Origin of the sequence: Algoriphagus sp. NBT04N3 (genome assembly GCF_019443765.1) — a bacterium.
GTDB lineage: Bacteria > Bacteroidota > Bacteroidia > Cytophagales > Cyclobacteriaceae > Algoriphagus > Algoriphagus ornithinivorans.
On record NZ_CP048415.1, the window covers coordinates 4,374,445 to 4,398,826 of the forward strand.

21 protein-coding genes are annotated in these 24,382 nt (G+C 39.2%); 7 read left to right on the forward strand and 14 right to left on the reverse strand.

Translation table 11 applies throughout. The annotated features are described in order from the left end of the window. Positions 1-52: 52 nt before the first annotated feature. Both GYM62_RS21205 and GYM62_RS21110 read left to right on the forward strand, forming a co-directional pair. Positions 53-364 (forward strand): reverse transcriptase domain-containing protein, encoded by a 312-nt coding sequence (locus tag GYM62_RS21205; protein ID WP_255590400.1) that lies wholly within the window; start codon positions 53-55, stop codon positions 362-364. After that, positions 361-681 (forward strand): group II intron maturase-specific domain-containing protein, encoded by a 321-nt coding sequence (locus GYM62_RS21110; RefSeq protein WP_255590341.1) that lies wholly within the window; start codon positions 361-363, stop codon positions 679-681. The genes GYM62_RS21205 and GYM62_RS21110 overlap by 4 nt, the downstream gene beginning before the upstream one ends. 173 nt (positions 682-854) lie before the next feature. On the opposite strand, the gene GYM62_RS19095 is transcribed toward GYM62_RS21110, so the two are convergent. Then, complete coding sequence (locus GYM62_RS19095) at positions 855-1,784, reverse strand: LysR family transcriptional regulator (RefSeq protein ID WP_219957582.1); 930 nt, start codon at positions 1,782-1,784, stop codon at positions 855-857. A 91-nt stretch (positions 1,785-1,875) separates the two neighbouring features. Here GYM62_RS19095 and GYM62_RS19100 point away from each other — a divergent pair, with 91 nt between their 5' ends. Both GYM62_RS19100 and GYM62_RS19105 read left to right on the forward strand, forming a co-directional pair. Further along, on the forward strand, positions 1,876-3,384 hold the full coding sequence (locus GYM62_RS19100; RefSeq protein WP_255590443.1) for a catalase: 1,509 nt from the start codon (positions 1,876-1,878) through the stop codon (positions 3,382-3,384). Between the two features lie 65 nt (positions 3,385-3,449). Further along, on the forward strand, positions 3,450-3,977 hold the full coding sequence (locus GYM62_RS19105) for an ankyrin repeat domain-containing protein (protein ID WP_219957583.1): 528 nt from the start codon (positions 3,450-3,452) through the stop codon (positions 3,975-3,977). 137 nt (positions 3,978-4,114) lie between these two features. On the opposite strand, the gene xerA is transcribed toward GYM62_RS19105, so the two are convergent. The 11 genes from xerA to glgP all read right to left on the reverse strand — a co-directional run bounded on the left by xerA (position 4,115) and on the right by glgP (position 18,327). Continuing rightward, positions 4,115-5,227, reverse strand: a complete 1,113-nt coding sequence (gene xerA, locus GYM62_RS19110; RefSeq protein ID WP_219957584.1) for a site-specific tyrosine recombinase/integron integrase — start codon at positions 5,225-5,227, stop codon at positions 4,115-4,117. A gap of 135 nt (positions 5,228-5,362) precedes the next feature. Beyond that, on the reverse strand, positions 5,363-7,321 hold the full coding sequence (locus GYM62_RS19115) for a hypothetical protein (RefSeq protein ID WP_219957585.1): 1,959 nt from the start codon (positions 7,319-7,321) through the stop codon (positions 5,363-5,365). A gap of 347 nt (positions 7,322-7,668) precedes the next feature. Continuing rightward, the gene (locus GYM62_RS19120) at positions 7,669-8,004 is read right to left on the reverse strand and encodes a DUF5615 family PIN-like protein (RefSeq protein ID WP_091651638.1); all 336 of its coding nucleotides are present in this window, start codon (positions 8,002-8,004) and stop codon (positions 7,669-7,671) included. After that, positions 8,001-8,222, reverse strand: a complete 222-nt coding sequence (locus GYM62_RS19125) for a DUF433 domain-containing protein (protein WP_219957586.1) — start codon at positions 8,220-8,222, stop codon at positions 8,001-8,003. The genes GYM62_RS19120 and GYM62_RS19125 overlap by 4 nt, the downstream gene beginning before the upstream one ends. Before the next feature lie 248 nt (positions 8,223-8,470). Continuing rightward, positions 8,471-9,226 carry a LytTR family DNA-binding domain-containing protein gene (locus tag GYM62_RS19130; RefSeq protein WP_219957587.1) on the reverse strand — a complete coding sequence of 252 codons (756 nt, stop codon included), beginning with the start codon at positions 9,224-9,226 and terminating at the stop codon, positions 8,471-8,473. A 121-nt stretch (positions 9,227-9,347) separates the two neighbouring features. Continuing rightward, a complete protein-coding gene (locus tag GYM62_RS19135) occupies positions 9,348-10,082 on the reverse strand; it encodes a LytTR family DNA-binding domain-containing protein (RefSeq protein WP_091651629.1) in 735 nt (244 codons plus the stop codon). 11 nt (positions 10,083-10,093) lie between these two features. Continuing rightward, a complete protein-coding gene (locus GYM62_RS19140) occupies positions 10,094-11,152 on the reverse strand; it encodes a sensor histidine kinase (RefSeq protein WP_144607465.1) in 1,059 nt (352 codons plus the stop codon). 80 nt (positions 11,153-11,232) lie between these two features. Continuing rightward, positions 11,233-14,064 carry an excinuclease ABC subunit UvrA gene (gene uvrA / locus GYM62_RS19145; RefSeq protein WP_219957588.1) on the reverse strand — a complete coding sequence of 944 codons (2,832 nt, stop codon included), beginning with the start codon at positions 14,062-14,064 and terminating at the stop codon, positions 11,233-11,235. A 115-nt stretch (positions 14,065-14,179) separates the two neighbouring features. Then, entirely contained in the window at positions 14,180-14,566 is a 387-nt protein-coding gene (locus GYM62_RS19150; RefSeq protein ID WP_219957589.1) for a VOC family protein, read from the reverse strand. Between the two features lie 231 nt (positions 14,567-14,797). After that, on the reverse strand, positions 14,798-16,585 hold the full coding sequence (locus GYM62_RS19155) for a M14 family metallopeptidase (protein WP_219957590.1): 1,788 nt from the start codon (positions 16,583-16,585) through the stop codon (positions 14,798-14,800). A gap of 83 nt (positions 16,586-16,668) precedes the next feature. Beyond that, positions 16,669-18,327, reverse strand: a complete 1,659-nt coding sequence (gene glgP / locus GYM62_RS19160) for an alpha-glucan family phosphorylase (protein ID WP_219957591.1) — start codon at positions 18,325-18,327, stop codon at positions 16,669-16,671. Between the two features lie 520 nt (positions 18,328-18,847). Here glgP and GYM62_RS19165 point away from each other — a divergent pair. From GYM62_RS19165 to GYM62_RS19175, 3 genes are all read left to right on the forward strand, one after another. Next, on the forward strand, positions 18,848-19,429 hold the full coding sequence (locus GYM62_RS19165) for a YceI family protein (RefSeq protein WP_219957592.1): 582 nt from the start codon (positions 18,848-18,850) through the stop codon (positions 19,427-19,429). A gap of 18 nt (positions 19,430-19,447) precedes the next feature. Next, complete coding sequence (locus tag GYM62_RS19170; protein WP_219957593.1) at positions 19,448-20,719, forward strand: hypothetical protein; 1,272 nt, start codon at positions 19,448-19,450, stop codon at positions 20,717-20,719. A gap of 62 nt (positions 20,720-20,781) precedes the next feature. Beyond that, positions 20,782-21,375: a YceI family protein gene (locus GYM62_RS19175; RefSeq protein WP_219957594.1), complete on the forward strand. Its 594-nt coding sequence runs from the start codon at positions 20,782-20,784 to the stop codon at positions 21,373-21,375. Between the two features lies 1 nt (position 21,376). Here GYM62_RS19175 and GYM62_RS19180 read toward each other — a convergent pair whose 3' ends face one another. Then, positions 21,377-23,035, reverse strand: a complete 1,659-nt coding sequence (locus GYM62_RS19180; protein WP_219957595.1) for a carboxylesterase/lipase family protein — start codon at positions 23,033-23,035, stop codon at positions 21,377-21,379. Positions 23,036-23,095: 60 nt separating this feature from the next. Further along, positions 23,096-24,286 carry an ATP-binding protein gene (locus tag GYM62_RS19185; protein WP_219957596.1) on the reverse strand — a complete coding sequence of 397 codons (1,191 nt, stop codon included), beginning with the start codon at positions 24,284-24,286 and terminating at the stop codon, positions 23,096-23,098. Between the last annotated feature and the right edge of the window lie 96 nt (positions 24,287-24,382).

Genomic DNA, 24,382 nt, shown 5'->3' on the forward strand with positions numbered 1-24,382 from the left:
GAAAAGGTACTCCTCAGGGAGGGTAATCAGCCCGCTTCTTGCCAATCTTTACATGCATTATTGTGTTGATAAATGGCTGGAGAAATTCCATCCATCCGTAATCATGGTTCGGTATGCTGATGACCTTATTATCCATTGCAGTAGCTATCAGGAAGCTGTCAGAACACTTACAGATTTGAAGGATCGTTTAGAAAAATGCGGCTTGAGAGCCCATCCCGAAAAGACGAAAATTGTTTACTGTAAGAAGGAAGGCAGAAATCTGAATGATTACCCTGTACAGTTTGACTTTCTGGGCTTTAGTTTTCAGCCCATGAGAAACAGATTAAGAAATGGGGAAGCTTTCTGCAATTTGATTGTAAGATGAGCCGAAAGTCCAAAGTGCGCATCAACGGAGAACTCCGAAAGCTCAATTTCCATAACAAAACCCAAAGGGGTATTCAGGATCTGGCCATATTGCTAAATCCAAAGATACGAGGGTGGGTTCAATACTATGGGAAGATAAGCCGAAGAAGTCTAAAACCGGTGTTCTATTATCTGCACCATCGATTGATCAGGTGGATTCTGAACAAGTACAAGAGCTTTAAAGGAAGCAAGGTCAAAGCAGTGAAATGGCTTAGACAAGTTACGGTCTCTTATCCAAACCTGTTCTACCATTGGGAACTGGGATACAAGTTAGTCTAACTTGATAGACTATAAACCGACTGCATAATAAGAGCCGTATGAATCGAGAGGTTCACGTACGGTTCTGTGAGAGGTTTAGGGGTGGAATTCCCCTTTACCTACTCGACTGGCAGCTGGCGTTCTTATTTTTTATAGACAACGTGTGAATATTCTTACAAACAAGTACTGTCTCGTTATCTCCATTTGACGGTATAAAATCTTTCATTTGTTTTAAATTTTTTTGGAATACTTGCAAGTATTGATTTCCGTAGTTCCTCAATCAATTTTTCTTTGTTAAAGTTTTTATGAACTACAAGGCTAATTTCTCTGCAAGGTTCTGGAGCTTCAAATCTGATTACATTATTTTTATCCAAATTTTCATTGAAAGCTAATTCAGGTATGAGTGTGTAACCTGATGTTTGTTTAATCATAATTTTTAGAGTTTCGATATTGCCTCCTTCCAATAGAATATTTCGATTTGGATTCAAATGCTTTAAGTCGCAAATATTTATTATTTGGTTTCTAAAGCAATGTCCCTGTTTGAGAAGCCAAATATCCGTATAGGTTAATTCGCTTATCTTTATTTTTCGATTTTTCAGCATTTGGTTCTTTTCATGGGCAAACAGTAGAAACGGTTCGTAAAAAAGGGGAATTTCTCGAAGCTGTGTGTCATTCAAAGGTGTTGCCATTATTGCTAGATCTAATTTTCCAATTTTAAGCGACTGAATAATTGATTCGCTCTCTAATTCTTCAATTTCAAAAAAAGTTTGATTATGCTTTTTAAAAAAAGAATCTACAAATGTTGGCAATAGATAAGGGGTCAATGTAGGTATAATACCGGCTTTAAAAATCCCTTTTATTTGACTGAGTTCATCATTAAAAATATCCTTAAGTTCTTGTATTTCTCTCATTATTTGACGGGATTTTGCAATAAATATTTCACCTAAAGGAGTTGGCTTTAGCGGGTGTTCGTTTCTGTCAAATAATGTTACGCCTATTTCTTCTTCCAATTTCTTTACCTGAATGGTTAGGGTTGATTGCCCAACAAAGCAGCTTTCAGCTGCATTAACAAAATGTCTGTGCGAGTCTAACGCAAGAACATATTTAATCTGTTGCAGAGTCATATTGATATTTTAAATAAGGATTACAAAAATATCAATTTGTTTGATAAGCAAACCTTTTTTTTCTTTGTCACGAATCAAAACGTAAAAAAATATGAAGTCTAAAATTTTAATCATTGCAATAAGCCTTGCGGCTATGCCCGCTTTGGCTCAAAAGATGACAACCAACTATGGGGCACCAGTTGGCGACAATCAAAATTCTAAAACTGTAGGTACACAAGGACCTGTATTGTTAGAGGACATCCACTTAATTGAAAAGCTGGCAGCATTTGACAGGGAGAGAATTCCAGAACGGGTAGTACATGCGAGGGGGGCAGGAGCATTTGGTGTTTTTGAATCGTCAGCTGACATGTCTGCTTACACGATGGCTGTACCTTTTCAAAGTATCGGTAAAAAAACTGATGTTGCTGTTAGGTTTTCAACAGTAATTCATGGTACGGGTTCCCCTGAAACAGTAAGAGATCCAAGGGGCTTTGCCGTTAAATTTTATACTGAACAGGGTAATTATGATATAGTGGGCAATAATTTGCCCGTATTCTTCATCAGAGATGCAATGAAGTTCCCTGATATGGTTCATTCATTAAAGCCATCTCCAATAACGAACAAACAAGACCCTAACAGATTTTTCGACTTTTTCTCACATGTACCAGAAGCAACACATATGCTTACACGTCTTTATACAGATTATGGTATTCCTCAAGGATATCAATATATGATAGGAAGTAGTGTACATGCTTTTAAATGGATAAACAGTAAGAGAGAAGTTCATTATGTAAAGTACCATTGGGAACCTAAACAAGGTGAGAGGAACTTGACTGTAAAAGAAGCTGCCATACAACAAGGACAAGATTGGCAACATGCTACTGTTTCGTTGTACAATGATATCAAAGAAGGGAAATATCCCCAATGGGATTTGTATGTGCAGATTCTAAAGCCATCAGAACTTAATAATTTTGATTTTTGGCCATTAGATGCAACTAAAATATGGCCAACGGATAAGGTTAAAAGAATTAAAGTTGGTACGATGACTTTAAATAGAAACCCTGTAAATTATTTTCAAGAGATTGAACAAATGGCAGTTTCACCTGGTTCATTGATTCCAGGGGTTGAGCCATCTGAAGACAAGCTGCTTCAAGGAAGATTATTTTCTTATTTTGACACGCACAGACACAGACTTGGGCCAAATTATCTTCAACTCGATGTTAATAAGCCCAAAAACAAAGTTGTAAATTATAATGCAGATAGCTACGCAAGTACTGGAAATGACAGATTTGAAAATCCAGATGTAAATTATCAACCAAGCAGAAAGGTTGCTGTTAATCAAAGCAGCGAATACAAATACTTTGAAACTCCAGTTAATAATGTGGTACTAACGCAAAACAACATTTCAAAAACTAATGATTTTGGTCAAGCTGGGGATTATTATCGCTCTCTTACAAAAGCAGAGAAAGATAATCTAATTAGCAATTTGGTAGGCGACTTGGGACAAGTTAAAGACAAAGAAGTTCAAAAAACTATGATAACATACTTCTACCGTGCAGACAATGATTTTGGTACTCGACTCGCCAAGGGTCTTGGATTTAATGAAAAAGATTTTAGATAAAGAATAATTATTTCGTTCGGGTCTTAGAACTGGCCCGAACGAAATAAATTTAAAATGCGATAAATATGAAATTACTTCTTCTTTTATTTACACTAACAGGATGTTTACAAGGAGCTGTAGCTCAACAAAGTTCAATATTATTAGATGAATGTAGAAAAGGAAACATTGATGGTGTAAAAAAATTAGTAGCATCAGACTCATCGTTAATTAACACCAAAGATGAAAAGGGATTTACGCCATTAATATTGGCAGTCTATAACAATCATGTTTCACTATCGCAATATTTGATTTCTAAAGGGGCAAATGTAAATGCTCAAGATAATTCTGGAAATACGGCACTAATGGGGGCTATTTTTAAAGGTTATTCCAGTCAAATTAATTTACTAGTCAAGTCAGGTGCTGACTTAAATATTCAAAATTTCAATGGAGCAACTGCCCTTATCTTTGTTGCAAATTTTGGAACTTATGAAATGGGAAAATTACTTTTAGAATCAGGAGCTAATAAATCAATAAAAGACGATAGAGGTAAAACACCTCTTGACCATGCTGTAATCCAAGATAATAAACGAATAATTGAATTACTAACGAAGTGACAAAAAGGGTGTACATCTACTGTCGCCTAACTGAGTTGTCGTTTTACGCTTGCTGCCAACTTATTTATTGCTGTACCTTTTTTAAATATACTTGCCCAATGAGGTCAAGTATATGCACCTTTGGTAACTTTTATTTTTTATAGACTGTCGAAGGGACTTTGAATTTTTTGAAGGCTTCTTTGACTTACATGGGTGTAGATCTCCGTTGTTTTACTGGAATTATGTCCGAGTAATTCCTGAATATATCGTAGGTCAGTCCCACTTTCCAATAAGTGAGTGGCATAAGAGTGACGCAACCAATGCAAGGTAACCGGCCTTTTGATACCTGATTTGTCTAAAGCTGATTTCAAAACTTTTTGGAGACTCCCTTCACTATATTTTTCTCCAGCCACTTGCCCTTCAAATAAATATACTTTAGGTTTTTCATTTTTGTAACACTCGCGTAGCAGTTCTAGAATTTTCTCACTGATTGGCACCAAACGGTCTTTCTTGCCTTTTCCTTGATTAATTCGTAGCATGCCCCGTTTTGAATCTATGTCCTGTGGTTTTAGATTCAAGAGCTCGGACCTTCTAAGACCACAAGCGTAAATTAAACTCAGCATCGTACGGTGCTTGATATTTTGATGAGCTCCTAGGATGGCTTTTACTTCTTCTTTGCTCAGGACGTGAGGCAATAATCTTGGGGTTTTGGGTCTTTCAATTTCGATCGGTTCCAGTTTTCGTTTGAGCCTGTTTGAAAAATATAACTTCACGGCATTGATGACCAAGGATTGGAAGGCAGCAGAATAGTTTCTACTTAGGATATAATCTTTGTGAAATAATTCCAAATCAGCATTAGTAATTTCTTCCGGGTTTTTGTTCCCTGTAAATCTGAAAAATAAACTGAGGCTTTGTGTGTAATTTTTAATGGTAGACTCAGAGTATCTTCTATTTCGCATCCAGTCCGTAAATCTTTCGAGCTCAGCAAGTGAGCGCGCACTGCTTGGCGCCAGCTTGATGTGTTGAGATTCCTCCGGCTCCACCAATTTTTTAAAGTTGCTATAGTCCAGCCAAGCTTTGCCCTTAAATAAGTTTAAAAGATTAGATATAATATCATCAGAGTAGGGGACTGCCCAAACCTTTAAATCCGTCTTCCACCTTGCTCCTGGAATAGTCTTGACTAGTTCTTTCAACTCATGATCAAAAGCAAATTCCAACAGAACTGCCGCCTTTTTCTGAATGATAGCGCTCTTGATAAAAATTGTTTTCATCGGAAAAAAATAAACGATAAAACAAGTTAAAATAAATTTTAAAAACCACTTCCTTTCTTCTTAGGTTTTAATGAAGATTATCATGATTTTTTGTCCACCTGCCAATATAGCAATAGGTATAGCTTTGAAGATCAATCAATAAACCGTCGTCAAAACCACCAATAATACCTCAGAACTGATCTCTAGATTTCTATTTTTTTCAGGATTGAGAATCAGTTGCTGCTCCTTTTTTAAGGAATTGGGCTTATATATTCCCAGAGCAATTTCTCCAAATTCAGATGCCTTGTCTTCTAATTGTCTAAAAGGAATCTGCCCAGGATTCAAGCCATATTCTTGTATGCTTCTGAAAATGATTTCTGCTCCTCCCGCAGTAAATAGCTCTTTAAAAATGCTGTTTACCTCTCTTTGCAAAGCAGTACCAGCTAAGAGATTACTTAGGATTAAAGGGCTAATAATCACTTCTGCCTTGTATTTCCTCAATAAGGTCTCATTGTGCGGATCTGAAAGTTCTAATAGGACATTGGGCTTTTTATCGAGTTTTTCTAGAAGTTCTTCCAGCAAGACATAGCCCACAATGGTTCGGGCATCGGCTTCTTCTTTTTCTAGAATTCTCCCACTACTGACCAAGATAATATTATCGAATGCAGAAATATCAATCTTTTGCAGGATGTTATCGTTGACAAAGTCTTCTTCTAGATGCTGAATTCTTATCCGCTCTGAAATGCTTTTTATTTTTTCCAGTCTAGCCTCTCTTTTTTCTTTGGGATAAACTGCCACGATGGTAATATCATAGTACTCATCTTCATAGGTGCTCAGCTCCCGAACCAAAGCTGGAATGTGGAAATTCCATCCCAATATCAGGATTTTTACAACTCCTGACTGCTCTTCTACTTTCAACTTTTCTTTGATCTGAATAGGGGGCTCTGGATTGTTGGCTATATTGGTTTTCAGTTCAATATCCGAGGAACTTCTGGCCATAAGCACCAGCCTGTCATTTTCTTCCAGTACAAATTCCGGTGCTACATTGAGCATGGGAGTAGGTTCCTCTCCATTATGCCTCACAAGACCTAAGATGACAGCCTTTGGAAATGCCGACCTGAGATCATGAATTGTTTTCCCCTTGACTTCAGGGTATTCTCTGCAATATAGATTGTTGTGTACACTATGACTTAAAAGCTCATTGTATACCACAGATAAGCCTTGAAGTCGTATGTTTTGAGCAATCAGCCTGCTGATAATGGTGTTGCTCCCAATTACCTCCATCGGTCCGGAGTAGGCCCGATAGGCGGCGTCTATTTTATTGTCATCTTGGATTTCAGCCACCACATAAGGGAAATTTTGATTTCCGGAAGATTCCTCTGCGGCGGCATTGAGTGACAATAAAGTTTTAATAGTTTCTACATCAGGGGTAACTAGTTCTTGATCTGTATAGGAAGAGCTTGGAATAATGATAGCAGCCGCATTGAGACTGTCGACTCGTTTGAGGTCTTCAGGGTCAATGGGTATCCCGGAGCGAAGTACTATGTCATCAGCAGCTTTTCCAATCAGAGGATTGCTTCGAAGTTCCTGAACATGCTCTGGTGTCACATCTTCTGCAAGAATGATCAAGTTCAGTCTTCTGGCTCCATAAAACTTCAAAAATCTTCTTAATCTGCCAACAGACTGAATAATTTCTCCTACAGTATAGCTTGTCTTGGAGTTCCAGCCTAAAATCAAGATGTGATTCTTTGCAGCAACCGGCGTAAAACCTTGTTCCAGGCTTCGGATTTTGGTATTCATCCAAGTGGTAATAATGGCCACCATCGAACCCAAGAATACCACGTATCCTAGCACCGTAAGTATTGTCGATACAAAGCGTCTCCAGTTGCCCTCATCATCCCCTAGATATCCAGGATCAGACAATCGTAAAAAGGCCCACCAAACCGCTTCTCCAAGATTCCCTGTGGGTTCTCCTGATGGCAAGACAAGCAGCCCCCCAATTAGTGATATCAATCCAATCAATAATGCTACATACAGCAATTGAACGTAAGCTCCTTTGACAAACTGGCGTTCAAGAAAAAATTTAATACTCTCTTTTATTCTAAGTCTTTTCATGCATTAACATTTATAGCCAATTCATTTTCCTGCGAAAGAATGGGAAGCTCTTTTAAAAACTGACCGTTCTTTAATTATACAAAAAAGAAAGCTTAGTATACTAATTGAAGATTGTTTGAGGAGGTTTTATTACTCTGCAAGTAATCTTCCTTCAGTTTAAAAACAGGAATTTTCATTTTGCGGTATGAGAAGGTGGAATCGAAAATGATACTGCTTGCTAAAAATCTAAATTTAATGGAATCGGATATCCATTTTATAAAATATTTTTTCCGATTATTCCCTGCTCTGCATTCTTTTACTTAGAACAATAAATTCTTTCTGAGGGGTTGTTTTTAGTTCACTGAATTTTATCGATTTATTTCCAAAATCGATTTTTCTTTGGATTCCAAAAAATGTTGAACGTTACTGGAATTGTTTAAAAGAAGTCTGGAAATATTAGTGGTTGTCAAATTACCAGATCTGAGCCAAATAATTTTGGGTGGAGAGTCTTTTACTAGACTCAAATCAACAAAGTCTGAATCGAAGGTGACAATTGCATATCCATTTTTCTTTGCAAAATTAAAGATTTTCAAGTCTGGAGCATTCTCTAACCCTTCAAAAAGAACATGTGTGGAACCTGGAAATTTTTCCTCTAAAAGTCTAACAATCTTAGATGATATGTTCTGATCAAAAAGTAGTTTCAAGTGGTGAACTGAAGTTTATGTTCTTTATCTGCTGCAAAAGCTAAACACGCATGTATCATTTCTTCATTTAACTCTTCAAAATCAGCAAGAATTTCCTCCTTTGACATTCCATTGGATAACCAGTTTAGTACATCATAAACAGAAATTCGGGTTCCTTTAATACAAGGCCTTCCAAACCTCCTATCTGCTCTGATTTCGATATATTTTTGATAATCCATAGCTAAATATACTGAATTATAAGATCATTTGTTTCCCCAATTAACCTTTGGATATTGATAATATCATTGATTTTGCTTCTGATTTTATCAAATCAAAAGGGGATCATTTTCCTGGATTATTAAAATCTTTTACGATTTATTACTTGATGATAATAAACCCTCCAAGGGATTTAAAACCCTTGGAGGGTACAAAAAAATCCTGCCTCTTTGGAAGCAGGATTTTTAAAAATTGGTCGGTGGGTGTAAACTTAACTTTCCGTAATTGTATTCAACTTGGCTAAGAAGCTATTGTAATATTGTCTTCCAACTTGTACTACCGATCCTTTCTTCAGAGTAATTTCTTTGGTATTAAAGCTTTCAATTTGTCCCAAATGAACGATGAAAGACTTCTGAACCCGTAGGAAAAACTGGGAAGGTAAAATTTCCTCAATTTCTTTCATGGACTTGCGGATGCTATAATCTCTATTTTTAGTGAAAATAGTCACCATATTTCCATTTGCCTCTACATAGTAAATCTCATCGTACGGCACTCTTTCAAAAGCATTGTCTGCTTTGATAAATACCGCATCGGTGACCAAATAAGGGCTTTCTTTTGGAGCAACTACGGCAGCTGTTTCCGTAGCAGGCTTGGTTCTTTTATTATAAAGCACGATTTCCACGATAGCGTGGATATCATTGGTGTTGAAAGGCTTTACAATAAACCCTGCAGGGGCAATTCTTTTTGCACGCTCAATGATGGTAGGATCTGAGTAAGATGTCACAAACACCAAAGGTGCATCCACCATCTGCTTTACAATTTCCCCCAGTTCAATTCCATCTTTATCACCCTTCAATTTGATATCCATAAATATCAAATCCGGACGATATTTTTTGATGACCTTGATACACTGATTGGCCGAGTTGGCAATGTCTATATTGACATAGCCAAGGAGCTCTAAGATTTCCTGAATATTCTCTGCAATACTTGGGTCGTCTTCGACTATTAAAATCCGCTCTTCTTTCATGGGTTTGGCAGATAATGCGTTTTAGTGGATGTATCGGGTTAAAAAAGCGATATAAAATTACTTTTCCACTAATTACAGAATTTAATTCGGGAAATCAAATGCTTTTTTTTGGTTATGAAAGTTATAAGCTCATCATTTCCTTGAATCGTGCTGCCTGTCTGCGACTTACCTCAATTCTGTCTCCTCCTTTTAGTGTGACAACCAAGCCTCCATTAAACCAAGGTTCTATACCTTCGACCCAACCTAAGTTGATAATATGCTTTCTGCTGGCACGGAAAAAGGACTTCTCATCCAGTCTTTCATCCAAGGCATTCAGGGACTTATGGATCATTGGCTTGAAATTATCGAAGTAGACTTTAATATAATTTCCGTCGGATTCGAATAGCCTTACATTGGACAACCTAACAAACCAGCATCTGTCTCCATCTTTGACAAATACCTGATCATCCAAGGTCAATTTTTTATTATTAGTCGAAGCAGCTTCTTCTTCACGCTTGATTTGATTTTCAATCTTGCCTGAAAGTCTCTGAATAGCTTCTTCTAATCTTTTGGGCTCGATAGGCTTCAGCAAATAATCCAAAGCATTTACCTGGAATGCCTTCAGTGCATATTCGTCATAAGCTGTGGTGAAAATTACGTGAGGAACATTGTCCAGCTCCTCCAACAAATCGAAACCTGTTTTCTCCGGCATTTGAATATCCAGAAAAATCACATCGGGATTGAGTTGATCTATCTTCTCCTTGGCATCCTCCACATTCACTGCTTCTCCGACTACTTCGACGGTTTCCAGCTGATTTAATAAGTTGATCAGCTCTTTTCTTGCCAATCTTTCGTCATCAATAACTATGGCTCGCATATTTTTTCAGTTTATTGTTCTAAAGTTACTCTTTGTTTGGGGATTTTGATTTCGGTGATAACAAATTGATTCCCGGAATTGAATATACGGAACCTAGCTTTATCCCCATAAATTAACTTAAGCCTTTGTACCGTATTACTCAAACCATGGCCTCCATCGGCTTTGGGCTTCAAGCTCGGAGGAGTTTTGAGATAGCCGCTGTTTTTAACTTGGATATACAAATCATCCTCCAGTCCTTCCCTGCATTTGATCTCAATGATCCCCCCTTTTACCAAATTAGAAATCCCATGCTTAATGGCATTTTCCACTATGGTCTGTAGCATCATTGGCGGGATTTTGTAATTGAAGGCCTCGTCTTCAATTTGATATTCTACCTGCAGCCTTTCTTCAAAGCGGATGGATTCTAGCATGAGATAATCTTTTACCGTATTCAGTTCGTCCTCAAAATCAATGGTCTGTTTTTTATCCATCATCAGTGAGAAGCGAAGTATATTCGAAATTCTCGTGATCGCATTTTTCGCCTTGTCCGGATCTTCATCCACTAAAGCTCTCACGCTGTTCAAAGCGTTGAAAATAAAATGTGGATTGAGCTGGCTTTTCAGATGGTTGAGGCGGATTTGATTGATTTTCGCCTCATATTTTAGGGTATTGTTGTAGTTGTCCAGAAAGTGAAACAGAAAATACAGCAAAAACCACATGGCATAAAAAAGAAAAGCTATAAACAGGTTGGCTGAAATAACCAGTAGCTGAAAGTCATTCTGTGGGTTTAATATCCCAAAAGCAATGTTGATTAGAATCTGTACAACCACATTGACTAAACTCAGAGCCAACATTGCCAGGACGGACTGCAGTAAAAGTTGAGGAATGCTCAACTTGAACCAATCGTAGGTTTTGATTATGTAGCGAATAAAATGAGTTGAAAGCAGATAAAATACCGCAAGAACAATAAAGCCCCAAACCTGAACTTGATTGATTCCGGTGGAGGAAAGGGATGCAAAAAGTATCTGGACAAAAGCAATGCTTCCCCAGCCCAGAATTTGTAGCAACCAGTATAAACGAATTCTATTCATAGAACCTCAAATATACTGAAGCTATGAAAAGGAATCAGTGGATTGTGATAAAAGGAATATAGCACTGATTTGGCCTTGAATCAGCTATTTAATTCAATTTTCAGAAACTTGCCTGTATGGCTTTTTGCATTCTTCGCAATCTGCTCAGGTGTGCCTTTTGCGATTATAGTTCCCCCTTTGTTTCCTCCTTCAGGCCCCAAATCCACCACATAATCAGCTACTTTGATGACATCTAGGTTATGCTCAATAATCAAAACTGTATTGCCTTTGTCTACCAGCTTTTGCAAAACTTTCATCAGCATCTCAATATCCTGAAAGTGCAGTCCTGTCGTGGGTTCATCCAGAATATAGAAGGTTTTTCCAGTGTCTTTTTTGGAAAGCTCAGTTGCCAATTTCACCCGCTGCGCCTCACCTCCGGATAGCGTAGTAGCATGCTGTCCAAGTGTGATATAACCTAAACCCACATCATTCAAAGTCTTGATCTTTCTTAGGATTTTCGGTTGGTTATGGAAAAATTCCACTGCCTGCTCTACCGTCATATCCAATACATCGGAAATGGATTTTCCTTTGAATCGTACTTCCAAAGTTTCCCGATTGTAGCGCTTTCCTTTGCAAGTTTCGCATGGGATGTGGACATCAGGTAAGAAGTCCATCTCAATCAATTTCATCCCGGCACCCTCACAGTCCTCACATCTTCCTCCTTTGACATTGAAGGAAAATCTTCCCGGTTTGTATCCCCTGATTTTAGCCTCCGGAAGTTCTGTAAAAAGTGTCCTGATATCTGAAAATACTCCCGTGTAAGTGGCGGGGTTTGATCTTGGTGTTCTACCAATCGGAGACTGATCCACCTCAATTACTTTATCCAGGTGCTCCAAGCCTTTGAAGCTCTCATAAGGCATGGGGTCTTTTTTGGATCCATAAATATGTTGCCTCAAAATGGGATACAATGTCTCATGAATCAAAGTACTTTTCCCTGATCCGGAGACGCCGGTGATCAAAGTCAGAGTGCCTAGTGGAATTTCTAAATCTACATTCTTCAGATTATTTCCACTTGCACCTTTGAGAATTAAGCTTTCGCCTTTTCCTTTTTTGCGTTCTTTGGGAATTGGTAGCCCAAGTTTCCCTTTCAGATAATCGGCAGTTACTCCTCCTTGCTTCAGAATTTCCTCGGGCTTGCCTGATGCAACAATATGTCCGCCGTGTCTTCCTGCTCCCGGTCCCATATCCAGCACAAAATCGGATTCGAGCATCATGTCTTTATCATGCTCCACTACCAGCACCGAATTACCAAGATCTCTTAGGCTTTGTAGCGCCTTGATCAATTTGACATTGTCCCGCTGGTGCAAGCCAATGCTGGGTTCATCCAAAATGTAAAGCACTCCCACAAGCTGAGTACCTATCTGGGTTGCCAGACGGATTCGCTGAGCCTCTCCACCAGAAAGCGTTCTTAATGGTCGGTTGAGCGTCAAATAATCCAAGCCAATATCCAAGAGAAAACCTATCCTCTTTCTGATTTCTTTCAATACTTCCTGACCGATGATCTGCTGCTTCTCAGTCATGCGGCTTTCCACGCCTTCAAACCAATCTCCTAAAGCTCGGATATCTTTATGAGCTAATTCACCGATGTGCGTATCGTCGATTTTGAAGTGCAGTGCTTCCTTCTTCAGACGATATCCATTACAATCCGGACAGGTCTGAGTGATGGTAAACTCCGAAACCCAGTCCTGAATTTTTTCAGAACTGCCTTCCTGATACTTTTGGAGGAAATTGACGATCCCCTCGAAGGTTGTATGCCACTTCGTTCCTGGATATTTCACCGAGTCCACAGCTACTTCCACCTTATCTCCGTAGAGCAGGACGTCCACCACATTTTCAGGAAGCTTATTGATAGGCGTACTCATACTGCATTTGTAATGCTTCAGGATCGCCTCAATTTTCTTAAATATCCAGATATCTCTATATTCGCCCAAAGGAGCAATTCCCCCTCTGGTAATACTCAGACTGGGATCGGGAATGATACTTTCTTTGGTGATTTCTTCAGTAATCCCGAGCCCATTACAGGTAGGGCAGGCTCCATATGGACTATTGAAAGAAAAAGTGTTAGGGGCAGGCTCATCGTAAGAAAGTCCTGTTTCCGGATCCATCAAGTACTTGGAGAAATGATGAATTTCTCCTTCCTCATCCCGAATCATGATCACCCCTTTGCCATGTTGCAAGGCAGATTTGAGAGATTGAGTGATTCTAAATCTATCGGACTCATCAGCGACAATACGATCGATTACAATTTCAATGTCGTGAATTTTATAACGGTCCACCTGCATTTTGGGAACCATTTCCATTACCACGCCATCAACCCGAACTTTGGAGAATCCCATTTTTCTGATCTGCTCAAAAAGCTCCCTGTAATGTCCTTTCCTTCCTTTGACTACCGGAGCAAGGATATAGAGTTTTTTTCCTTCAAACTTGGAGAAAAGTTGCTCGATAATCTGGTCTTCTGTTTGCCTCACCATCTTTTTCCCTGTTTCATAGGAAAAAGCTTCTCCTGCTCTTGCGAATAGCAATCGCATGAAGTCATAGATTTCGGTAACAGTACCTACTGTGGAGCGAGGATTTTTCGAGGTGGTTTTTTGCTCTATGGCAATTACAGGCGAAAGCCCATTGATTTTATCTACGTCGGGTCTTTCCATCCCACCTAAAAAAGAGCGGGCATAGGCTGAAAAGCTCTCCAAATATCTTCTTTGTCCTTCCGAATAAATGGTGTCAAAAGCGAGGGAGCTTTTTCCGCTTCCGCTCAGACCTGTCACCACCACCAGTTGGTTGCGGGGAATTCTGACATCCAGATTTTTCAGATTATGCTCTCGGGCACCAAAAATTTCAATAAATTCTTCCTGAGAAGCAGTGGATTGACTCATAAATCGATGGGCAATTTTAAACGGCGAAGGTACTCAATTATCGATTGATTACCAGAACTACTCCAATAACCTGAGGACTGCCTGTCTGGTTTCCAGAATTGGGTATTTTCCTCAATTAAACTGTCAATTCCAATAAATTTCCTTCAGGATCTGATATTACAGACTCATAATATCCATCGCCTGTAGTTCTGGGTCCATCTAAAATCGGAATGCCCGCAGATTTGAAAAATTGGGTCATTTCATCCACCTTTTCTTTCGAGCCTAAAGAAATAGCTATATGAGCATAGCCTGAATATATTTTTGATCCTTCTGCCCTGCTTTCCAGATCTTGTCTATTCATCAGCTCCAGTCTTGCACCATTGGGGAATTTTAAAAAATAAGAACTGAACCCTTTTTTTGGATTGATATAAAGCTCTCCTGCTTCAAGGCTCAGGTAATGGCAATACCAATTTTTCATGCTCTCCAGATTCTCTACCCAAATGGCTATATGCTCTATTTTCATCTGTTTATAATTTGTTTTTCAAAGGTCAGATGGAATCTTCGCATTGGTTCCCCGATACATCGGGGCGTCTCTCTGTGTGTCACTTTGGGTCGTGCTCGATTTCATCTGTTTATATTTTGATTTTTAGAGGTCAGATGGAATGCCCTACCCCGATTTATCGGGGCATCCCCCTCCCGAAACAAGTTCGGGACAAGTTGTGTGAGATTTTTCCTCATGGGAATTTCATATTATTTACCATTCTCTTCCCACTGGAATCACTTTCCAGTTTTGATCAAAATAAGGGGTCTTTTCATAAAACCAGCGATAGATTCTTCTCGCATTTTTAGCGAAGTCAGGGTCTTCTGATTTTTTCGTCTCAAATTCGGTTTTGAGCTTTGGATCTTTTGCTAGCATTTGAGCAATCAAAGGCTCCATAATGTAAGTCTCCATATATTCTGTTTGGCTGAATACGGAATTGAAATATCCCCATTGAAAAAAGCTGTCCACGGATTCCTCTTCCAATAAAATTACTGCCAGTTCCCCCAAAGCTTGGTCAGTTTTGACTCTTATGGAGCCTGGAAGGAAAGTTTGCGTTCGGTAGATTTTTTCTGAAGAAAATTCCTGCACTCTCATTAAGCCTTCATAGGGCTGACTGCCCATTTTAAAGTCTATTACTTTGGAGTATTCTAGCCTGATGTCTTTTGGCTCACTCAAGATTTCCAAATCAATCCCGTGTAGCTTTAATTTTTCAATGACCTCCGACCACTCTGAGGAAATCCAATAAGCTTTGGGAATAGGGACTGTTTGCACAGGCACGTCCATCAAAAGGGTAGGGACTTCCTCAGTGATTGCCTTACCTTCCCAAACCACATATTCGGATCCAGTTAGGGAAGATTTTTCTTTTCTGGATGCTATCCCTTTGAATTGCATGGTGTCGGCTGGGCTCTCCCTAAATTTGAATTTCACATCAAGGGATTCCTTTGCCTGATTTTGATCCACAGCAACCGCTTTTTTAACTGCGTCAAAATGCTTAGCCATGGTCAAAATCGCTTGTTCCATGAAGACATAAGTTCCCAATACGCGTTGTCTGAATGGCTTTAGAGAGTGATTTTCTATCAAAATGGAGGGTAAATGCCTAACATCTCCATAGGTATGAGAAAATCTGGGGCTGAAAGAAAAGGCTACATTTCCGGAGGAAAAATCATCCCCATTCGCAGCGAATAGAAGAGGACCTGGAATATGACCCTTGCTACTCAAAGCAGCATCAACTTCTTTCTGAAAAGTATTAGCTAAAAACTGACTGATAGCAGGGGAATATCCTCCTGTCTTTACAAAGCCGTAAGTGATGTCATATTGATAATCTGCACCATCTGTGACATGCACATCCACATATAAATCCGGCTCATATTCATTGATCACTTCTATGACGGCCTCAACTCCAGCAGTTTCGATTTTGGTAAAATCCCTATTGAGGTTTAGGTTTTTGGCATTGGTTCTCCAACCCATTTCTACCGGCCCTCTTTGATTGACACGGCCATAAGGGCTTCTTCTTTCATGTCCATCCACATTAAGTATGGGGATAAAAAGAATATTGGCCTGATCCAATAAGTGGCCTTTTTCTCCATGGATGATATCGCGGATCAACATCATGCCTGCATCTTTTCCATCGATCTCTCCGGCATGGATTCCCCCGTGGAAAAATATCAGTGGTTTCTCTTCCTTTTTTAACCTTTCTCCGTCAAAAAATTGATTTTTGGAAGCGATGAGTATCCAAATATCCCTTCCCTGTTCACTTTTGCCTAGGCTTTTAAGTTGGAGGTAAGGACTGGAGTCAGCTAATTTTTTGATCCAAAGGTAGGTTTCCTCATAAGTTGGAGATTTTTTCAGGTCGCTTGCTTCTCCTGGAGTTATCCAAGGATGATCTTTCGCTACAATGAGGGCTTCCGATTTTCCTTTCCAGGGCAAAAGTGGAGGCATTACATCTTGAGCATAAGTGAAAATTGGTAAAAGGATCAGAAGGAGTAGGGCTTTTTTCATCATTACATACAATAGAGAGGCAAAATAAAAGCTCAAATCGAATTATCCGATTTGAGCTTTACAGAATGGTCTAAATATCTTTTGAATCAGGATTTGTACATTAAATCATAGTATTCTTTCGCCATTCTATTACTTTCAAAAAAGCCGATGACATCTTTCATGCCTTTTTGAACTAAGGCTCTCCAGCCTTCTGGATTATCGTAATAAAGCGGAAGGATTTCTTTTTCCAGCACTTCATAGAGCTTATTCAAATCGTACTCGTCTTGCTCTTCCACATGCATGGATGCATAGTTAGCTGGAGGAACGATGAAGCTGTTTTTTCCATGCTCTGCAAATTCACAGATCCACCCGTCAAAAGTGGAAAGATTTACCCCTCCATTCATGGATGCGGTCATACCCGAAGTGCCAGAGGCTTCTCTCGGCACACGTGGATTGTTCAGCCAAATATCAGACGCCTGCTTGAGACGCTTGCTCAGAGTCAACTCATAACCTGTACACACTGCCATATTAGGATATTGCTTGCTCAAATGAACCAGCTGGTTGAAAACAGAAATGGCATTGTAATCTAATGGATAAGGCTTACCCGCCCAGATGATTTGAATAGGATACTTGGAGTTTCGCATCAAAGCATCAAATCTGCGGATATCCCGAGTGATCAATTCGGCTCTTTTGTAACTGGCAAATCTTCTGGCCCAAACGATAGTCAGTACTTTCGGGTTCATGAGTTTACCTGTCTGATCTGCTACGATATCAAATGCTCTTTTCTTCAAAAACTGCTTTCTATCTTCAAAAAGAGCCACATCGTCCTGCTCCATGTAATGATAGAGTTGCTTATCCGCCCAGTATTTGAAGTTTTGGGAATTGGTAATGTGGGTAATTTCCGGGATGTTTTTGTAGGATTTCCACATTTGCCTACTGACTTTTCCATGGAGTTCAGAGACTCCATTCGCTTTTCTGGCGAATCGAAGCGCTGCTAACGAGTGATTGAAAACATCACCTTCCATACCGGTGAGTTTTTTCACTTCATCCACAGAGTATCCGTTGAAAAAGCTCATTTTATTCAGTAGATGAATATCGTGTTTTTCATTTCCGGCCTCCTCTGGGGTATGCGTGGTGAAGACCAGTCGTTTTTGAACTTCCTTCTTGCTGCCGAATTTTCTCATTAGATGAAATACGGCACTGACTCCATGAGCTTCATTCAAATGATATACATCCGGATTAAAATTGAGAATATCCAATAATTTGGCTCCGCCTATACCCAATAGTAAACACTGCGCAATCTTGGCTGCAGTGTCGGAGTCATATAATTTATGAGTGATTGTCTGACTGAGATAGTCATTTTCAGGAAGGTCTGTGCTCAATAGAAACAAGGGCGCAGACTTGAAAGTATCCGGAGTCAAATAGAAAGCCTTGACCCAAACTGGCACATCATGAACTGTTACCTGAAACTTGATCCCTGTATCCTCCAAGAAGCTGTAGGTCTTTTCGTACCACTCTGGCTTAAGTGTTTGGTCATGATGCCTCGTCTGATCGTAATAGCCGTATTTCCAAAGGATGCCTATACCAATCAGGTTTTGTCCTAGTTCATAGGCACTTCTGAGATGTGAGCCTGAAAGGAATCCCAAGCCACCTGAATAGATTTTTAAAGGTTGGTGAATGGCAAACTCCATAGAGAAGTAAGCCACTTTTTCAGAATAGTCTGAGGATATCGAATAGGGTACTTTATAGTTTTTAAAATCTGTCATAGTTGTCTGAATAAGAGCGCCTAATTTATGGGAAAAGAAATCGCTTTTAAGCAGAATTTTGAGGAATGTATCAGGAAAATTTAATGCAACCGGTTGAAATCGAGCTTGAAGGTGATATTAAAAAATCAAGTGGATTATCATGGGCATAGTTGTTATGTAATGCAAGATTCTCTGATCATTTCCTTGATTTTAACCGAGAAGCTGGTTTGCTCTTAATTGAAAGCCGATATTATTTTCATCATTCTAAAGCCAAAAACTTTTAGCTGAGTCCACGAAATTATTAAGAGGCGAAATCATTGAAGTAAGATATAAATACTGTCTTGCTGATTTTTTTTAAAATAAAATACCGTAATAGATACAAAATACATTCCAAACAGTATAAAGAATAACTTAGCTATTTTATTGTAGATTCTTTAAAAGCTGATAAAAGTCATCCTTTTAGCCAATTCTCGTCAAGTTTTAATCCAATCGCTGAACCTACTTTTGGATCAACAAACAAGTTCACTAACCCTTTAATGCGATGGAAAGGCTTACAAAATACATACTGTTGACGCTGATCTTGGGAGTACTCCAAATACAAGTTGGATACGCTCAGCAACAGTTGTTTACAATCAAAAATTCAGCAGAGGTAAAAGTTTCCGGCACTTCTACAATTCATGATTGGGATATGGTAACCGAAGGTCCTTTACAAGGCCAGGCATCCATAAATCTATTGAGTGGAAAGCTGGAAGGAATTCAAAGTTTGACGATAAAAGTTCCTGTGAAATCCCTGAAAAGCGGAAAGAGCTCCATGGATAAAAATGCTTATGAAGCTCTTAAAGCAGAGCAGTTTCAGTCAGTTGATTTTCAATTAATCAGTCTGGACGAAATTCAGAGCAACTACCTGATGGCCACCGGAAAACTCAGTATAGCAGGAGTCAGTCAAACTGTAAAAATGAAGGTCAATTACCAGGTAAATGGAAATTCTGTCCTTTTCTCCGGTAATCTTCCGATCACCTTTACTCAATTCAAACTTAGTCCACCGACTGCTGTATTCAACACCATCAAAACCGGTAACGATTTACAGATTTCTTACAAAGCGATTTACGAACAAAAAAATTAACCCTTATCTCAATTGGTTATGAAAAAGCAATTAACCTGGTTTGGCACATTGGCGATAATTCTCATGGCGCTGAGCCCTTTGGCAACAAATGCACAAGAAAAAACCGAGTTACAATATTTTAGATCCAATGATAAAGAAGGTCTAAATGTATTTGAAACTCCGAAAGAAGCGAAAGGTACCTTTGATAAGGTAAGAGTATTCGTTGGAGGTGATTTTGCACTCCAATTTCAGACCATTAATAACTACAACAATCTCAATAATTTGGTGGAATTAGGTTCCAATTTCAACCTTCCTTCTGCTAATCTTAACATCAACACCCAATTAGCTGATGGTATGAGATTGCATTTGAGAACTTATCTTTCTTCTAAGCACCATGTAGAAGCTTGGGTAAAAGGTGGTCACCTTCAAATTGATAAGTTGGACTTTATCAGACCTGGTTTTATGGAAGGTTTTATGAGTGTTGCAACCATAACTGTTGGTTTGGATGAATTCAACTACGGGGATGCTCACTTTAGAAGATCTGATAATGCCCGAGTGATTTACAATCCTTTCATCGGAAACTATATAATGGACTCATTTTCTACTGAGGCATTCGGAGAATTAACCATTCAAAATAATGGGTTTATCGGAGTCATTGGTCTTACCAATGGTAAACTCAATCAAAATGTAATTGTCAATGATAACTCTGACAATAAGGCTTCTTTCTACGGAAAACTGGGTTTTGATAAGCAATTGAGTGATGATTTACGCCTAAGATTAACAGGTTCTTGGTACTTGAATAATGGTACTACCACAGGTACTTGGTTGTACGGAGGAGACAGAGCTGGTTCTAGATACTACGGAGTGATGCAGGCTTTGGAGGGAAATGCAAGTGATTTCGAGGGAAGATTTAATCCAAGATTCAAGCAAATGACCGCGATGCAGTTCAACCCTTTCATCAAATATAGAGGCTTGGAATTCTTCGGGATCTATGAAGTGGTTAACAACTCTCCAGACCAAGGAGATGGTCAATTCACTCAAGTAGCGGCAGAAACACTTTACAGATTTGGTACCACCGAGCAGTTTTACCTAGGACTCAGATGGAACTCAGTGAATGGTAATGCAAATAGCACTGCTCCTGATACCAAGATTACAAGATTGAATTTAGGCGGAGGTTGGTTTATGACTAAGAATGTGCTTCTAAAATTAGAATATGTAAATCAAGAGTATAAGGACGGTTTTGCTCCGGATAGCAAATACTTTGAAGGTCGCTTCAAAGGTGTGAACTTGGAAGCTGCGATTAGTTTCTAATCCAGAAACTAAACCACCCCAATCGGCCCTGTAAACGGGGCCGATTTTAAAGTTTTACAGCTATGGAAAAGATATTGATCTCTCTTATTATTGTAATACTGTCATTCAGTTTCAGCTTAGAGCGTAAAGTAGAGATTACGCATTGGAAGGTATCTAAGGAAAGTGTGGTTGAAATTTTAGGTAAAACCAATGTCAATCAATTCGAATGTGCAGCTTTAGGTTATCAGGGGAATGATATATTAATTGAAACGCTTTCTCCCGAAAAGCACATTGCTCACTGGTCTGGAGAAATTGTGTTGAATTCAACCAATTTCAATTGCTACAACAAGTTGATGACCAAAGATTTTCATGAAACTGTCAGAGCAGAAGAACATCCTGAAATAAGAGTAAGGTTTTTAGATCTTGTCCGAACCAACCCCAACACCCCCTCTGAAAGTCTCAAAGGGAATGTTGAAATTACTCTTGCTGGTGTGTGTAGAAGATTTCCGATTTCCTGTCAATTGCAAATCAAGCAAAACGGAAAAACTACACTCAGCGGAAAGCAAACAGTTACTTTTTCAGACTTCTCAATTAATCCGCCTGTTAAGTTTTTTGGTACTGTGAAGGTTCAGAACGAAATCCAAGTCCAGTTCGGGTTAGTATTGGAGCAAATTTAAATTAAGCTATCAAAGCTGCTAATCCATTGGCATCCGGCTTATTTTTCACTTGACAGGTATCATCAAGAATCATGGTTTCTCCATTTGCAACCTGATATGCTGGCCAATTTGGAAGGCCTCCTCCATTCGGATTCCCTGTTTTCATAAAGGCCAGCAATGCAGAAGACATCTTATCAGACAAGGCTCTTGGTCTGGCTCCTCCTCCAGTATGCGTGTACATGCGGTCGGTATTCTGATACCAGAAACAGATATCTATGCAGTGAAATGCTTTCATGCGTCCATCATAAAGATTGGGTTCCCAACCAAACCAGGCTAAATAAACAGGCGCAGATTGGGAGGCTTTCGCAGTAGAAGTGTTGATAGCACCCTGACGGTTGGATAGGATCATTGCCCATAGATCTGCCGGAGATGCATTTGGAAAGTCCTTTGCATAAGCGGCATAAATAGCATCAGATTGTTCACCAAATCTACCTTTTAGCTGCTCCACTACCCCGGCTTTATCTATTTTTTCCAGTTCGGCATTGGTTCGGGTTGGGTTCCATTCATGGAATGTGGTACAAACCATCAAAGGCATATTGGCTGCATGGTCTGAAGTTTCTGAAAAGAACTCACCTTTCGGAATATGCACTCCATCAGCAACAGGACCAAAACCGCCTCGGAAGCCTGGTTGAGGGTTATCTTTCCGCATTCGAACTAAAGCACGATTTGCGATATCTAAATACTCTCTCCACGAAATTTCCTGAATTTGATCCAGCGTAGCAGGCGTTAGTTTTGCCTCCTCCATGACATAGCGACCCAAAGTCTGCGCATATTCTTTGTCATTAGCTTGAAGCATGCTGCCACTCAGCGCAACACCTTTATGCACCTTACCTTCTGAAGCGGGCATGGCCATGGTGCAGGTTACTTTCGCACCTCCTCCGGATTGCCCCATGATGGTGACATTTCCAGGATCTCCACCAAAATTTGAAATATTAGTTTTTACCCAGTTCAAAGCCGCAATGATATCCAACATGCCAACATTTCCTGAGTCTTTATATTTATCGCCTCCAACACCGGATAAATCAGTGAAGCCAATTGGTCCCAATCGATGATTAATAGATACGAAGACGATATCTCCATTTTTGGCAATATTTTCCCCATGATAGCCATCCTGCTCAATTCCATTTCCATTGGTAAATCCACCTCCGTGAAGCCAAACCATCACTGGGCGCTTTTTCCCATCAGCGATTCCGTTGGTCCATACGTTTAGGCGCAAACAGTCTTCACTGACATCGTCATAGTTCCAATGATCCGCAAAAGAGTAGTGGACATTTGCATACCGATTATCCATAATCTGGGGAGCGGTGTTTCCCCACCAAATAGTAGGTTTGACATCAGTCCAGGGCTCAGGTTTTTTGGGTGCCATAAATCGGTTTTTTCCAGCAGTGTCTGCTCCATAGGGTATCCCCAAGTAGGTAAATACGCCATTCAGGATATAGCCTCGTACTTTTCCTGAGTCGGTATTGGCGATTGCTAAATTATCTCCGATTTGGAGAAACTGATCCTCCGAAGCCGCTTTCGGTGCGGAGGAAAGTGCATGTGCTTGTGAAGCGAATGGGATGGAAGCGGCGAGTGTTCCGGCGCCAACTTTCTTAAAAAAATCTCTTCTGTTGGTTTTCATAGGTAAGGGAATTTATGGTTTATTGTTTCATTATGATAAAATAGAAAAAGAAATTGAAAATCAATACATAAAGCCAAAAATCCAGAGAGGTAGACTTTTTCCAGCAGGGAATTCCAAATCGTCTTTTACCAGAAAATGTTTATCACTGAGCAGTTGATTTCGAGTTTTACTTTTTCCACCGACTTCAAAATGATATTCTTGATTTACCAAAAAATCAACTGAAGGTGAATAATTTAATCGATGATTTACTTTTACCTGACTTTGAAAAAATATTTCCCTAACTGTCCCTTTTTCAGGTTTAATTTCAGCCAAGGCATAGAGATAGTTGGTGTTGTTTAAAAAAATTTTTTCAGGCTTCTGAAGCGTTGATATACTGATTCCTGCGGGATATTGGAGATCAATTAAGCGTGCTTCTGCTAAATAGCTAAGATATAGTGAAAGTGAATTTCGATGTATGGCGGTCTTCTCGGCAAGCGAACTTAAGTTAGGTTTGAAGGGTACCCGTTGTGAAATAATATAAAGCAGTTGAAGCAATTTTTTACCGTTTCTGATGTCAAAGCCTTTTATTTCTGCCATGTCATATTCCACAATTGTTCTGATCATTTGCCTCAATTTCTGAAAATAAAGCTCCTTATTTTCTCCTGAAAAAGGGAAATAGCCAGTAGTCAAATAATCATTAAAATAGGAGAGAGGTTTAAAATCGTTGGGAAATAGCTGTCTAATATCTCCTTCTGGGAAAAGTATTTGATCCATTTTGAGGAGAGGAAGAGCTAGCTTATGTTTAATTTTCAAGTATTCACGAAAGGAAAGTCCATGTAGCTCATACATGATCGCTCGCCTGCTAATATCCCCTTCCTGTTTGCTGATATCAATAATCGAAGATCCAGAGAAAATAATCTGAAGGTCTGGGTAGCGATCATGTAAATTTTTAAGCTCTCGAGACCAACTTGGATATTTATGAACCTCATCCAATGCCAATACTTTACCACCTGTTTGGTAAAAAGTCTTTGCAGTTTGAAGAAGGTTATTTTCCAAAAAATACAATTCGTCCAATGAAAAATAAGCAACGAGCAGTCCTTCGCTTTTTTTCTTTTTAAGGTATTGGAGAATTAAAGTAGTTTTTCCTGTTCCTCTAGCCCCTTTGATACCAATCAGTTTTTCATCCCAAGCAATCTGGTCTTTTAAATATCGCTCAAATTCAAGGCTTGTATTATTGATTAGTGAATGGGAGATTTCAAGTAATTCGTCCATTTTGCACATTCATTTGTGCAAAAATACAAAAAAATGCACAATCAAATGTGTAAAAATGCTTTTTTCACTTCTCCGCTCCTGAGTAAAAAAGCCGAC